Below are 12,907 nucleotides of genomic sequence, written 5' to 3' on the forward strand. Positions count from 1 at the left end.
TCATTCGGCGATGCAGTTCGGTGGCGCAACCCTGAAGGCCTTCGTCAGCCAGGCCAGGTAGAGCACGCCAAGCAGGGCCCAGACACCGCCGAACAGCAAGGAGTGTTCGTTCAGGTCCAGCCACAGCGAGACGATGATGCAGAAGCCTATCGTCGGCGCCACCAGATACTTGAGGTTGTTCGTCAGGCCCTTGTTCTGCCTCTCACGGATATAGCAGTGGTTGATCACCGAGAGGTTGACGAAGCTGAACGCCACCAGCGCGCCGAAGTTGATCACCGAGGTGGCGGTGACCAGGTCGAAGAAGATCGCCGACAGCGAAATCAGGCCGACCACCGCAATGTTCAGCACTGGGGTCTTGTAGCGCGGGTGCAGGCGGGCGAACACCCCGGCCGGGATCACGTTGTCGCGGCCCATCACGTACAGCAGGCGCGACACGCTGGTCTGCGAGGCCAGGCCCGAGGCGATGGTGTTGATCACGGTGCAGGCGATGAATACCGATTGGAACAGCTTGCCGCCGACGTACAGGGCGATTTCCGGCAGGGCCGCTTCCTGGTCGTGGAAGCGCTGCATGGTCGGGAAGTAGGCCTGGATGAAGTAGGACACGCCGATGAACACCACGCCGCCGATCAGCGCCGTGAGGAAGATCGCCCGGGGGATGGTCTTGCCCGGGTCGCGGGTTTCCTCCGACAGGCAGGTCACTGCATCGAAGCCCAGGAACGAGAAGCACAGGATGGTCGCACCGGCGGCGAGGGCGGCGAACTGGGTCTGGTCATCGGCGAACGGTACCAGGCTCCAGGCCGTGCCCAGGCCTTCGCCATGGCCCAGGCCGCGCCAGCAGAGGTAGATGAATACCGAAATGATCGCCACCTGCACGGCGACGAACAGCAGGTTGAAGTGCGCCACCAGGTTGATGCTGCGCATGTTGATCAGGCTGATCAGGGTGACGAAGCCGGCCACCCACGCCCAGGCCGGCACTTCGGGGAACATTGCCGACAGGTAGAGCTTGGCCAGCAGTGCATTGACCATGGGCAGCAGCAGGTAGTCCAGCAGCGACGACCAGCCGACCAGGAAGCCCACGTGTGGATTGATGGCGCGCTGGGTGTAGGTGTACGCCGAGCCCGACTGCGGGAAGCGTCGCACCAGGGTGCCATAGCTCACGGCGGTGAACAGGATGCCGGCCAGGGCCAGGATGTAGGCGCTGGGCACATGCCCGGCAGTGATGCCAGAGACGATGCCGAAGGTGTCGAACACGGTCATCGGGGTGAGGTAGGCCAGGCCGATGATCACCACGTGCCAAAGGCGCAGGGACTTGCGGAACTGGGCATCGCCGGGAGCGCTGTGATCAGGCTGCATGCGGGCGCTGCTCCTGTGTCGAAACAACGGGCACGGCGAGTGACGGGCACGACAAGGTCGAGCGGATGGGCTCCATGTTGTTCACCTTTTATGTTGGAGCTGCAGGGTGCGCGAAATAAACAACGATGGTCGTTTGGGTGTCAAGTTAAACATGACAGGTAGTCAGTTGGATGGAAGGGGAATCGGTTTTTTTGGCCGTTATGCACTGTTATTGGCCGATTGAGCGGATCGTAAGTCGATTTTGATGTTCGTAAAAATTTACATTTCTTTTGGCCAAGGCAGGCTGTCCTTGGGGTGCCGACAAACGAAATCCAGCAAGCATTACCGCGCCGGCCGGGTGCCGATGGTATTCTTGCCACCCCGCGTGCCCTCGTTTCCGTGGTCCGCCCAATCGCCCTCCCTATGGACAGCAATCGGTTCTATTCATGAAGAAATCAGTAGGCATCCTTTCCGGCCTGGCGCTCGCCATCGCCGTCGCAACCACCGCTGGCGCCTGGTACACCGGCAAGCAACTGCCCGCGGAGCTGGAACGCTCCGTGGCGCGCGGCAACGAAGAGCTGAAGAAGGCCCTAGCAGGCAACGGCGGCAGCATGACCATCGAGTTGGTCTCGCTGGACCAGCACTTCTTCACCAGCACCGCGCACTACCGTCTGAAGGCCGAGAACGTGCAGCTCGGGGAGGCCGAGGCGCTGAACTTCCAGGTTGGCGTGACCGACCAGATCGAGCACGGCCCGTTCCCCTGGTCGCGGGTCAAGGCGTTCAAGCTGATGCCGGTCATGGCCACCAGCAACAGCGCTTTGGACAAGGATGACTTCACCGAGGGCTGGTTCACTGCCGCTGGCGACAAGGCACCGGTCACCGCCCAGGTCAGCCTCGGCTACAACGGCAGCGTCGACAGCGATATCCGCCTGGCGCCGGTGACGCTCAAGGAAGACGACGGCAACGTCCTGGACTTCTCCGGCCTGCAACTGCAACTGCGCGGAGACCGCGACGGCAAGGCGGTGGAGATCCACGGCAATGCCGAGCACCTGGAGTTGAATTTCGTCGATGAGCAACAGGCGCCGGTGAAGATCCTGCTCAACGGCTTCAAGGCCGGTGGCAAGCTCCACGAAACCGCCCACGACATGGTCTATGTCGGCAACTTCGACCTGGCCCTGGCCGACACCCAGGTGACCTTCGGGCCGAAGCAGGAAGTGCTGGTGCTCAAGGGCCTGCAGCAGAACAACCTGTACAACGCCGAGGGCGAGGCCAAGGACAAGCTGGCCGGGCGCCTGGAATACAAGGTTGCCGACATCAGCTACGCCGGGCGCAAGGTCGGCAGCGCAGAAATGGTCCTGACCATGAAGTCCATCGACATCGCGGCCATGCAGGCGCTGATGGAGTGGTACCAGACCCAGCTGCCGCAGATGCAGCAGGCGGCGGCCGAGGGCGAGGCCCCGTCGCTGGAAATGACCCCCGAGGAACAGGCCAAGGTCCAGGCCGACCTGCAGCGGTTGCTGGTGGCCAAACCCCAGGTGGCCGTGGAGAAGCTGGCATTCAAGACCGCCAATGGCGAAAGCCACTTCAACCTGGCAATGGACTTCGCCAGCCCCAGCTCCTTCGACCTGCCCCCTGACCAGCTCGGCAAGCAGCTGTTGACCCAGCTGAAGGCCAAGCTCAGCGTTTCAAAGCCGATGGTCGCCGACCTGACCACATTGCAAGCCCTGCTTGAGGGCGAGACCGACGCCCAGGCCATCGCCCAGCAGTCCAGTCAGGCCGGTGAAATGGTCGGCATGATGGCATTGCAGAGCGGCATGGCCACGGTAGAAGGCACTGATGTGGTATCGAGCCTGCAATACGCTGATGGCATGGTCGACTTCAATGGCAAGAAGATGACCGTCGAAGAGTTCGCCATGCTGATCAGCGGCCACCTGGCGGCGTTGCAGCCGCAGGGCTGACCTCTCGGGCAGACCCGCTCCCATCATCGTGGGAGCGGCGATGCGGCGACCCGACTTACCCCGCGACGGAGGGCTGCAAAAACCCCTTTTGCATCCTTCCGATTGCCTGTAGCCTTCGCGTCCGACAATAATCCGCGCCCGCAGAGGGGCCGAGACGCTGGCCGTCCGGCACCGCTAGCCGATCTGCCAGGGCCGGGTGATACACTCGACTGACGCGCTCAAGCGCCCTGCAGGTCCAGCGATCATGACCCAGATTTCCGAACGCCTGTTGGTCCAGGCGCACCTTGATGCCAAGCAGCCCAACCCGCTGACGCCCGCGCAGGAGGCCGATTACCGTGCGGCCATCGCTGCCGAGCTGAAGAAGCAGAACGCCGTGCTGGTGGCCCACTACTATTGCGATCCGGTGATCCAGGCCCTGGCCGAGGAAACCGGCGGCTGCGTGTCTGACTCGCTGGAGATGGCGCGCTTCGGCAAGAATCACCCCGCCGAGACTGTGGTGGTGGCGGGGGTGCGCTTCATGGGCGAGACGGCGAAGATCCTCACCCCGGAAAAGCGCGTGCTGATGCCGACCCTGGAAGCGACCTGCTCCCTCGACCTGGGTTGCCCGGTCAAGGAGTTCTCGGACTTCTGCGACCAGCATCCCGAGCGCACCGTGGTGGTCTACGCCAACACTTCCGCGGCAGTTAAAGCCCGGGCCGACTGGGTGGTGACCTCCAGCTGCGCGCTGGAAATCGTCGAAAGCCTGATGGACAACGGCGAGACCATCATCTGGGGGCCGGACCAACACCTCGGCCGCTACATCCAGAAGCAGACCGGTGCCGACATGCTGCTGTGGGATGGCGCCTGCATCGTTCATGAAGAGTTCAAGTCGCGCCAGTTGGCCGACATGAAGGCGCTGTACCCGGACGCCGCGATCCTGGTGCATCCGGAGTCGCCGGAAGCGGTGATCGAGCTGGCCGACGCGGTAGGCTCCACCAGCCAGCTGATCAAGGCGGCGCAGACCTTGCCGAACAAGACCTTCATCGTCGCCACCGACCGCGGCATCTTCTACAAGATGCAGCAGCTGTGCCCGGACAAGGAATTCGTCGAGGCGCCGACCGCTGGCAACGGCGCGGCCTGCCGCAGCTGCGCGCACTGCCCGTGGATGGCCATGAACACCCTGGAGCGGGTGCTGGACTGCCTGCGCAATGGCAGCAACGAGATCTTCGTCGAGCCGGCGCTGATCCCCAAGGCGATCAAGCCGTTGAACCGCATGCTCGACTTCACCCAGGCGGCGCGTTTGAAGTTGTCCGGTAACGCCTGACTGGTTGCACAAACCATCGCGGGGCAAGTCGCGGGTCGCCGCATCGCCGCTCCCACGCCACGGTGATACCTGGCGTGGGAGCGGCGATGCGGCGACCCGACTTGCCCCGCGATTTTTTCTGGCTGTGTATCAGCGCCCCATCATTTCCTTGACCATGCGCTGCTGCTCCATGATCTCGCGCTGGCGCTGGTCGATCTGCGAAGCCAGCGGGAAGTTGCTGCCCGAGCGGCGCTTGGCGTAGTCGAGCTGCTGGATCGCCTGGTCGAAGTCGCCGACCAGGGTGAAGTATTCGGCGCGGGCGCGGTGCAGACCGATGGTGTTGCCTGACAGTCCGCGCACTTCGGCCACGTCGTACCAGACGTCCGGATCGTCCGGGCGGTTCTTGACCAAGTCATCCAGCACCTTTTCCGCTTCGGCCGGCTTGTTCTGCTTGACCAGCAGATCGGCGCGCACCTGTTTCAACGGATAGTTGCCTGGGTACAGCGCCTGCATGCGCTGTGCGCGCTGCTGGGCGTCGGCCAGGCGGTTATTGGTGATGTCCAGATCGATCTGTGCCAGGTTGTAGGTGATGTCGTTGGGCGCCTTGGCCAGCAGTGGCTTGAGGTTTTCCCGCGCTTCGTTGAGCTGGCCACCCTTGATCTGCGCCAGGGCCAGGCCGTAGCGGGCGGCATCCATGTTCGGGGTTTCGTCGAGCTGGGCGCGGAAACGCTTGGCGGCCATGCCCGGCGTGCCTTCGTAGGTGAGCTGCACGCGGGCGCGGATCAACTGGTAGCGCAGGCTGTCTTCCACGCCGCCCTTTGGCGCCTGTTCGGCGCGGTTGCGGGTGTCGGCGATACGCGATTCGGTGACCGGGTGGGTCAGCAGGAATTCCGGCGGCTTGGCATCGTAGCGGTACTGGCGGGCCAGGCGTTCGAACATGCTGGGCATGTTGCGTGGATCGTAGCCGGCCTTTTCCAGGTTGAGGATGCCGAAACGGTCGGCTTCCTGTTCGTTCTGCCGGGAAAAGCGCCGCTGTTCCTGGATTGCCGCGGCCTGGGTGCCGGCGATCACGCCAATGCCGGCATCGCCGCCGCCGCCCGCCGCCAGCACGATGCCGGCCAGCAAGGCTGCCATCATCGGCAGCTGCATGCGTTGCTGGGCTTCGACGCCCCGGGCGAAGTGGCGTTGCGACAAGTGCGCCAGTTCGTGGGCCAGTACCGAGGCGTACTCGCCTTCGGTCTGGGCATTGAGGAACAGGCCGCCGTTGACCCCGACGATGCCACCGGGTGCGGCAAAGGCGTTGAGTTCCTTGCTGTCGATAAGGATGAACTCCAGGCGCCGGTCCTGCAGCTGGCTGGTCTCGGCCAGCTTGTACACGCTGGTCTCGACGAAGTCCTTGAGCTGCGGGTCGTTGAGCTGGTTCACCTGGCCGCGCAACAGGCTCAGCCAGGCGCGGCCGAGCTGGTGTTCCTGTTGTGGCGAGACGATCGCGGAGCTGGCGTCGCCCAGTGACGGCAGGTCGTCGGCGTGGCCGGGGAGGGCCATCAGGCAGGCCAGCGTCAACAGGGTGGGGCGCAGTAGATTCATGCAGAAGCTCGCGTCGGTCAAAAGCCTTACTGTAGCCGGGTCGCGCGATGCCGACCAGTGGCGGTATCCTAGCGGCCTTCCCCATGCGGTTCTGGAGCGCTGCCCGATGAGTGACACCCCGACTTGTGACGCCGAGCTCGATGCCAGCGGTCTCAACTGTCCATTGCCGCTGCTCAAGGCGAAGATGGAGCTCAATCGCCTGGCCAGCGGCGCGGTGCTCAAGGTGCTCGCCACCGATGCCGGTTCCCAGCGCGATTTCCGCACGTTCGCCCAGTTGGCCGGTCATACGCTGCTGCATGAAACGGCCGAGGCCGGGGTCTACACCTACTGGCTGCGCAAGGCCTGATTCCCTTCATTAGGCTCTATACGAAAAGCCTTGAGACTTGTTCATGCTGCGTTGAAAACAGCCTCGGAATGCTCATGTACTCTAGTACAGTCGGGCGCGACCCCGGCCGTTCCGCGGCTGTTTTCGCCTTGCCTGACCTGTGTCTCAAGGCTTTTCGTACAGAACCTAGGATCGTCAATGTTCAAAGTACTTCGCGACTGGATGCAGCGCTACTTCTCCGACGAGGAGGCGGTGGTGCTGGCGGTCCTGCTGTTCCTGGCCTTCACCGTGGTGCTGACCCTGGGCGGCATGCTCGCGCCGGTGCTGGCGGGCATGGTCCTGGCGTTTCTCATGCAGGGGCTGGTCAATGCCCTGGAGCGCTTGAAGGTGCCGACGCGGCTGGCCGTATGGCTGGTGTTCGCGCTGTTCATGGGTGCGCTGGCGGTGTTCATGCTGGTGCTGGTGCCGCTGCTCTGGCATCAGCTGATCACCTTGTTCAACGAGCTGCCCGGCATGCTCGGCAAGTGGCAGTCGCTATTGCTGCTGTTGCCCGAACGCTACCCGCACCTGGTGTCGGACGAGCAGGTGCTGCGCGCCATCGAGTCGGTGCGCGGTGAAATCGGCAAGTTCGGCCAGTGGGCGTTGACCTTCTCCTTGTCGAGCCTGCCGTTGCTGGTCAATGCCATGATCTACCTGGTACTGGTGCCGATCCTGGTGTTTTTCTTCCTCAAGGATCGCGAGCTGATCGGGCGCTGGGTCAGTGGCTACCTGCCGCGTGAGCGCACGTTGCTCAACCGGGTGGGCGACGAGATGAACCGGCAGATCGCCAACTATATCCGCGGCAAGGGCATCGAGATCCTGATCTGCGGGATTGCCACCTATATCGCCTTCATCAGCCTGGGGCTCAACTATGCCGCCTTGCTGGCGCTGCTGGTGGGGCTGTCGGTGGTGGTGCCGTATGTCGGCGCGGTGGTGGTGACGGTGCCGGTGACCCTGATCGCGCTGTTCCAGTGGGGCTGGGGCGACCAGTTCATCTACCTGATGGCGGTGTACGCGATCATCCAGGCGCTCGATGGCAACGTGCTGGTGCCGCTACTGTTTTCCGAGGCGGTGAGCTTGCACCCGGTGGCGATCATCTGCGCGGTGCTGCTGTTCGGCGGGCTGTGGGGGTTCTGGGGGATCTTCTTCGCGATCCCGCTGGCGACGCTGTTCAAGGCGGTGCTGGATGCCTGGCCGCGGCAGGAAACGTCTGTGGCGCCGATGCTTTAGGGCTACTCGTGGGAGCGGGCTTGCCCGCTCCCACGGTATCCGGTATCAGGCCTTGTTCAAGGCCTCGGCCGCAGCCAGTACCGCATCCACATGCCCGGGCACCTTCACCCCACGCCATTCCTGGCGCAGAACACCGTCCTTGCCGATCAGGAAGGTGCTGCGGTCCACGCCCAGGTACTCCTTGCCATACAGCTTCTTCAGCTTGATCACGTCGAACAGCTGGCACAGCGCCTCGTCCTTGTCGCTGATCAGCTCGAAGGGGAAGGCCTGCTTGGCCTTGAAGTTCTCATGCGACTTGATGCCATCGCGCGAAACGCCGAACACCACGGTGTTGGCGGCCTGGAATGCCGCATGCTGGTCGCGGAAACCCTGGCCCTCGGTGGTGCAGCCCGGAGTGCTGTCCTTGGGGTAGAAGTACAGCACCACTTGCTGGCCTTTCAGCTCAGCCAGGCTGACGGTCTGGCCGCTGGTGGCCTGGACCTGGAAATCGGCGACGGGTTGGTCGATTGCTACGGCCATGGGAGCTTCCTTAGACAGGGTTCTGTGGGCGCCACGGTTCGATCAGCGCGTCCAGGTTCAGGGCGTCGGCGAAGTCGAGGAACTGGTCGCGCAGCCAGCTGATCTGGGTGCCGGCTGGCAGGATCACGGTGAACTGGGCGTTGAGCATGCTGCTGCCGGTCTGCGGGGCGAGGTAGGTGTCGCAGGTCATGGCTTCCAGTTCGACGCGGTGGTCGAGGAAGAACTGGCACAGCTCGTTGATGATGTCGGGGCGATAGGCGGCGCTGACGTAGGCCACGTAAGGCAGGGCCTGCGGGCGCACCTCCTGGTCGGCGCTGCGGACCACGTCCAGCGTCAGGCCGTGCTTCTTGCCCAGGCCCGGCAGGGTGGCCTCAAGGCGGGCCAGGGCATCCCAGCTGCCGCCGACCTGCAGCACCAGGGCGCTGGTTTCGCCGTGGCGCGACAGGCGCGAGGTGACCACCGCGCAGCGATTGTCGAAGGCCGCGCGGCTGAGGACGTTGGCCAGCTCCATGGGGTTGGGGCCCAGGGCGCTGATGACGAGGAATTGTTCGCGAACGGTGGGGGTGGACATGCAGCATTCCTAAAGCGATGAGCGGTCGGTACAGGACGGGGGCAAGCCTCCTTTTCCAGCAGGGCCCCGGCCGGTTTAGGCGGCGGTGGACGCAGGCGAGGAGCACTGTCGACGGCCCGACGGGCCGCGCTGTATCGATCAAAGGATCAAGGGTAGCGAAAAGCGGCGCGAAGGGGAATGCTCCGCCCGCCTGCTTCGCTTGTGCAAGGCCGATGGCGCCAGTACCATTACCGCTCTCTTTTTCCGGCAGGAGCAATTACATGATTGCGGGCAGTATGGTGGCGTTGGTCACACCCATGGATGCACAAGGGCGTCTGGACTGGGTAAGCCTCGACAAACTTGTAGACTTCCACCTGGAAAACGGCACCCACGCGATCGTAGCTGTCGGCACCACCGGCGAGTCCGCCACCCTGGATGTCGAAGAACACATCCTGGTCATCAAGCACGTGGTTGAGCGGGTCAAGCACAGCAAGAAGCCGATCCCGGTGATCGCCGGTACCGGTGCCAACTCCACCGCCGAAGCCGTGCACCTGACCCAGAACGCCAAGAATGCTGGCGCCGACGCCTGCCTGCTGGTAGTCCCGTACTACAACAAGCCGACCCAGGAAGGCCTGTTCCAGCATTTCAAGCACATCGCCGAAGCCGTCGACATCCCGCAGATCCTGTACAACGTGCCCGGCCGCACCTCCTGCGACATGCAGGCCGAGACCGTGATCCGGCTGTCGAAAGTCAAGAACATCATCGGCATCAAGGAAGCCACTGGCGACCTGGCCCGTGCCAAACAGATCCTGGACGGCGTCGACAAGGACTTCATCGTCCTGTCTGGCGACGATCCGACCGCCGTCGAGCTGATCCTGATGGGCGGCAAGGGCAACATCTCCGTCACCGCCAACGTCGCCCCGCGCGAAATGGCCGACCTGTGCGAGGCCGCCCTTGCGGGCAATGCCGAGAAGGCCCGCGCAATCAACGAAAAACTCATGCCGCTGCACAAGGACCTGTTCTGCGAAGCCAACCCGATCCCGGTGAAATGGGCGCTGGTTGAAATGGGTCTGATGCAACAAGGTATCCGCCTGCCGCTGACCTGGCTGAGCGAAGGCTGTCACGAAAAAGTCCGTACTGCCTTGCGCCAGTCCGGCGTACTGGTTTAATCGAGGAAGTACACCGCATGAAGCGACTGGCTGGTCTTTCCGCTCTCGCCCTGATCATTTCCAGCACCAGCGGGTGCGGCTGGCTGTGGGGCGAGGATGGCTATTTCCGCGACCGTGGCAGCGACTACCTGCAGGCGCAGCCAACCGCGCCGATGCAGCTGCCGCCGGACGCCAGCAACGTCAAGCGCCTGGATCCGCTGCTGCCGATCCCGCGCAACGTGGCCGACGATCGCGCCACTGGCGAGTTCGAGGTACCCCGTCCACAGCCGCTGTCGGCCACCGCCGACATCAGCGATTTCAGCCTGCAGCGCAGCGGCAACAGCCGTTGGGTGCTGGCCCAGCGCTCGCCCGCCGAAGTCTGGCCGGTGACTCGCCAGTTCTTTGAGGACAACGGTTTCCGCATCGCTGAAGAGCGCCCGCAGACCGGCGAATTCAACACCACCTGGCAGCGTTTCGACGAGCTGTCGGCCTCCCTCGGCCAGCGCCTGGCCAGCACCTCCAGCAGCCCGGACAGCGAAGTCCGCGTGCGGGTACGCATGGAGCCCGGCGTGCAGCGCAACACTTCCGAGGTGTACGTGGTCAGCGTCGAGCGCCCAGCCGGCAGCACTGCCGAGCCTGACTTCCCCTCCGCCTCCAGCAATACCGGCACCGACGCCCTGCTGGTCGACGAAATGCTCGCCAGCATGAACCGCAGCGCCGAGAAGGGCGGGTCGGTCTCGCTGCTGGCCGCGCGCGACTTCGATGCCCCGAGCCAGGTCAGCCTGAGCGAGGACGGCAGCGGCAACCCGGTGCTGTTCCTGGGGTCCGACCTGGACCGCGCCTGGTCCGGCGTCGGTCGCGCCCTGGAACAGGGCGAGTGGCGTGTCGAAGACATCAACCGCAGCCTGGGTCTGTACTACATCAACCTGTCCGAAAAACCCGACGACAAGCAAAAGGAGCCAGGCTTCTTCAGCCGCCTGTTCGGCAGCGAGCCGAGCAAGGAAGAGCGTGAAGCCCGCGCCGAGCGCTATCAGGTACGCCTGAGCAAGGTGGGTGAGAACGTCCAGGTGACCGTCGAGAAGAACATCAACACCGTGGCACCGGCCGATGTCGCCCGCCGCGTGCTGAGCGCGATCCAGGACCACCTGGGCTAAGTGCGCTTCGCGGTTCTGGGAAGCGGTAGCCAGGGAAACGGCACGCTTATCGCCAGTGGTGACACGGTCATCCTGGTCGATTGCGGCTTTTCCCTGCGCGAGACCGAGCGGCGCCTGTCGCTGCTCGGGGTGTCGGCCACGCAGCTGAGCGCGGTGCTGGTGACCCATGAACATGCCGACCACGTGCATGGCGTGGGGTTGCTGTCACGGCGCTACAATGTACCGGTCTACCTCAGCCAGGGCACCTTGCGCGGCATGCGCAAGCCGGTGGAGGTGGCCGGTTTTCTCGGTTGCGGCGATGTCGTGCAGATCGGCGATCTGCAGGTCAGCGCGGCACGGGTCGAGCATGATGCCTACGAGCCGTTGCAGTACGTGATCAGCGACGGTCGCCGCCGCTTCGGTATGCTCACCGACCTGGGCAGTTACGACGCGCAGTTGTTGGAGCGCTATCAGGGGCTCGATGCCCTGCTGATCGAAGCCAACCATTGCCGCGACCTGCTGGCTCGTGGGCATTACCCGCGCTTTCTCAAGCTGCGGGTCGGCGGCAGCCAGGGACATTTGAACAACCACCAGGCCGCGAGCCTGGTGGCCGAGTTGGGCTGGCAAAACCTGCAGCACCTGGTGCTGGCCCACCTCAGCAGCAAGAACAACCTGCCACATCTGGCCCGCCAGTGCTTCGTCGACGCCCTCGGGTGCGACCCGGACTGGCTCCAGGTGGCGAATCAGGATCAAGGGCTCGACTGGCGCCAAATCGCCTAGCCCACCTACTCAAGCAAGCGGAGCCCATCATGGAAAAACGCGACGAACTCTACCGCGGCAAGGCCAAATCGGTTTACAAGACCGACGACGCCGACCGCTTGATCCTGCTGTTCCGTAACGACACCTCGGCGTTCGACGGCAAGCGCATCGAACAACTCGATCGCAAGGGCATGGTGAACAACAAGTTCAATGCCTTCATCATGCAGAAGCTCGAAGAAGCCGGCGTGCCGACCCAGTTCGACAAGCTGCTGGGCGACAACGAATGCCTGGTTAAGAAGCTCGACATGATCCCGGTCGAGTGCGTGGTACGCAACTACGCCGCCGGCAGCCTGGTCAAGCGTCTGGGCGTGGAAGAGGGCATCAAGCTGGAGCCGTCCACCTTCGAGCTGTTCTTGAAGAACGACGAGAAGGGTGATCCCTTCATCAACGAATCCCACGTTGTTGCCTTCGGCTGGGGCACTGCCGAGCAGCTGGCAGAGATGAAGAAACTGTCGCTGAAGGTCAACGAAGTGCTGAGCAAGCTGTTCGACGACGCAGGCCTGCTGCTGGTCGACTTCAAGCTGGAGTTCGGTGTGTTCCACGGCCAGATCGTCCTCGGCGACGAGTTCAGCCCGGACGGCTGCCGCCTGTGGGACAAAGAGACCCGCAAGAAGATGGACAAGGACCGCTTCCGCCAGGGCCTGGGCGACGTGATCGAAGCCTATGAAGAAGTGGCCAAGCGCCTGGGCGTGCCGCTGTAAGCGGCGCGTTCACGCAAGCGCCTGATACCACGCGAATTTTTTTCAAAAAAGATTTGCCAGAAACGAAATCGCTGGTATGATGCGCGCCATTGGAGAGATGCCGGAGTGGTCGAACGGGACGGATTCGAAATCCGTTGTACTGGCAACAGTACCTAGGGTTCAAATCCCTATCTCTCCGCCATATTAAAGGCCCCGAGCGCTGTATAGCCCTCGGGGCTTTTTTCGTTTGGGGGAATTTTGGGGGAATTGGGGGAGGGTGATATTCCCCCAAACGTTCGATATCA

At 63.4% G+C, this 12,907-nt stretch carries 12 protein-coding genes and 1 tRNA gene; 9 read left to right on the forward strand and 4 right to left on the reverse strand.

The annotated features are described in order from the left end of the window. Nucleotides 1–1,353, reverse strand: a complete 1,353-nt coding sequence (locus LU688_RS07490; protein WP_094010079.1) for an APC family permease — start codon at nucleotides 1,351–1,353, stop codon at nucleotides 1–3. Nucleotides 1,354–1,778: 425 nt separating this feature from the next. Here LU688_RS07490 and LU688_RS07495 point away from each other — a divergent pair, with 425 nt between their 5' ends. Both LU688_RS07495 and nadA read left to right on the forward strand, forming a co-directional pair. Next, the gene (locus LU688_RS07495) at nucleotides 1,779–3,290 is read left to right on the forward strand and encodes a YdgA family protein (protein ID WP_094010078.1); all 1,512 of its coding nucleotides are present in this window, start codon (nucleotides 1,779–1,781) and stop codon (nucleotides 3,288–3,290) included. 244 nt (nucleotides 3,291–3,534) lie between these two features. Beyond that, complete coding sequence (gene nadA / locus LU688_RS07500; protein WP_046856750.1) at nucleotides 3,535–4,593, forward strand: quinolinate synthase NadA; 1,059 nt, start codon at nucleotides 3,535–3,537, stop codon at nucleotides 4,591–4,593. A 129-nt stretch (nucleotides 4,594–4,722) separates the two neighbouring features. On the opposite strand, the gene LU688_RS07505 is transcribed toward nadA, so the two are convergent. After that, nucleotides 4,723–6,159, reverse strand: a complete 1,437-nt coding sequence (locus tag LU688_RS07505) for a M48 family metalloprotease (RefSeq protein ID WP_038705591.1) — start codon at nucleotides 6,157–6,159, stop codon at nucleotides 4,723–4,725. Nucleotides 6,160–6,265: 106 nt separating this feature from the next. Here LU688_RS07505 and LU688_RS07510 point away from each other — a divergent pair, with 106 nt between their 5' ends. Together LU688_RS07510 and LU688_RS07515 are read left to right on the forward strand one after the other, a co-directional pair. Then, nucleotides 6,266–6,505: a sulfurtransferase TusA family protein gene (locus tag LU688_RS07510; RefSeq protein WP_023630920.1), complete on the forward strand. Its 240-nt coding sequence runs from the start codon at nucleotides 6,266–6,268 to the stop codon at nucleotides 6,503–6,505. Between the two features lie 177 nt (nucleotides 6,506–6,682). Then, nucleotides 6,683–7,753, forward strand: coding sequence for an AI-2E family transporter (locus tag LU688_RS07515; protein WP_023630921.1), 1,071 nt, complete (start codon nucleotides 6,683–6,685; stop codon nucleotides 7,751–7,753). 45 nt (nucleotides 7,754–7,798) lie between these two features. Here LU688_RS07515 and LU688_RS07520 read toward each other — a convergent pair whose 3' ends face one another. After that, on the reverse strand, nucleotides 7,799–8,272 hold the full coding sequence (locus LU688_RS07520; RefSeq protein ID WP_160291286.1) for a peroxiredoxin: 474 nt from the start codon (nucleotides 8,270–8,272) through the stop codon (nucleotides 7,799–7,801). A gap of 10 nt (nucleotides 8,273–8,282) precedes the next feature. Continuing rightward, nucleotides 8,283–8,843: a glycine cleavage system transcriptional repressor gene (locus LU688_RS07525; protein ID WP_038705592.1), complete on the reverse strand. Its 561-nt coding sequence runs from the start codon at nucleotides 8,841–8,843 to the stop codon at nucleotides 8,283–8,285. Between the two features lie 260 nt (nucleotides 8,844–9,103). On the opposite strand from LU688_RS07525, the gene dapA reads away from it, so the two are divergent. The 5 genes from dapA (at nucleotide 9,104) to LU688_RS07550 (ending at nucleotide 12,804) form a co-directional block, all read left to right on the forward strand. Further along, nucleotides 9,104–9,991: a 4-hydroxy-tetrahydrodipicolinate synthase gene (gene dapA / locus LU688_RS07530; RefSeq protein WP_094010077.1), complete on the forward strand. Its 888-nt coding sequence runs from the start codon at nucleotides 9,104–9,106 to the stop codon at nucleotides 9,989–9,991. A gap of 17 nt (nucleotides 9,992–10,008) precedes the next feature. Further along, entirely contained in the window at nucleotides 10,009–11,124 is a 1,116-nt protein-coding gene (gene bamC, locus LU688_RS07535; RefSeq protein ID WP_028692996.1) for an NlpB/DapX family lipoprotein, read from the forward strand. Continuing rightward, nucleotides 11,125–11,883, forward strand: a complete 759-nt coding sequence (locus LU688_RS07540) for an MBL fold metallo-hydrolase (RefSeq protein WP_023630556.1) — start codon at nucleotides 11,125–11,127, stop codon at nucleotides 11,881–11,883. 29 nt (nucleotides 11,884–11,912) lie between these two features. After that, the gene (gene purC / locus LU688_RS07545; protein WP_004375217.1) at nucleotides 11,913–12,623 is read left to right on the forward strand and encodes a phosphoribosylaminoimidazolesuccinocarboxamide synthase; all 711 of its coding nucleotides are present in this window, start codon (nucleotides 11,913–11,915) and stop codon (nucleotides 12,621–12,623) included. A 91-nt stretch (nucleotides 12,624–12,714) separates the two neighbouring features. Further along, nucleotides 12,715–12,804 (forward strand) — tRNA-Ser (locus LU688_RS07550). The last annotated feature ends 103 nt before the right edge of the window (nucleotides 12,805–12,907 follow it).

This window comes from Pseudomonas soli, from assembly GCF_021283165.2.
Classification (GTDB): domain Bacteria; phylum Pseudomonadota; class Gammaproteobacteria; order Pseudomonadales; family Pseudomonadaceae; genus Aquipseudomonas; species Aquipseudomonas soli.

What these genes read in the sequence shown, in the direction of transcription:
- dapA (WP_094010077.1), top strand. Translation starts at nt 9,104, where the DNA reads ATGATTGCGGGCAGTATGGTGGCGTTGGTCACACCCATGGATGCACAA.
- bamC (WP_028692996.1), top strand. Translation starts at nt 10,009, where the DNA reads ATGAAGCGACTGGCTGGTCTTTCCGCTCTCGCCCTGATCATTTCCAGC.
- LU688_RS07505 (WP_038705591.1), bottom strand. Translation starts at nt 6,159, where the DNA reads ATGAATCTACTGCGCCCCACCCTGTTGACGCTGGCCTGCCTGATGGCC.
- LU688_RS07510 (WP_023630920.1), top strand. Translation starts at nt 6,266, where the DNA reads ATGAGTGACACCCCGACTTGTGACGCCGAGCTCGATGCCAGCGGTCTC.
- LU688_RS07490 (WP_094010079.1), bottom strand. Translation starts at nt 1,353, where the DNA reads ATGCAGCCTGATCACAGCGCTCCCGGCGATGCCCAGTTCCGCAAGTCC.
- purC (WP_004375217.1), top strand. Translation starts at nt 11,913, where the DNA reads ATGGAAAAACGCGACGAACTCTACCGCGGCAAGGCCAAATCGGTTTAC.
- LU688_RS07525 (WP_038705592.1), bottom strand. Translation starts at nt 8,843, where the DNA reads ATGTCCACCCCCACCGTTCGCGAACAATTCCTCGTCATCAGCGCCCTG.
- nadA (WP_046856750.1), top strand. Translation starts at nt 3,535, where the DNA reads ATGACCCAGATTTCCGAACGCCTGTTGGTCCAGGCGCACCTTGATGCC.
- LU688_RS07515 (WP_023630921.1), top strand. Translation starts at nt 6,683, where the DNA reads ATGTTCAAAGTACTTCGCGACTGGATGCAGCGCTACTTCTCCGACGAG.
- LU688_RS07495 (WP_094010078.1), top strand. Translation starts at nt 1,779, where the DNA reads ATGAAGAAATCAGTAGGCATCCTTTCCGGCCTGGCGCTCGCCATCGCC.
- LU688_RS07520 (WP_160291286.1), bottom strand. Translation starts at nt 8,272, where the DNA reads ATGGCCGTAGCAATCGACCAACCCGTCGCCGATTTCCAGGTCCAGGCC.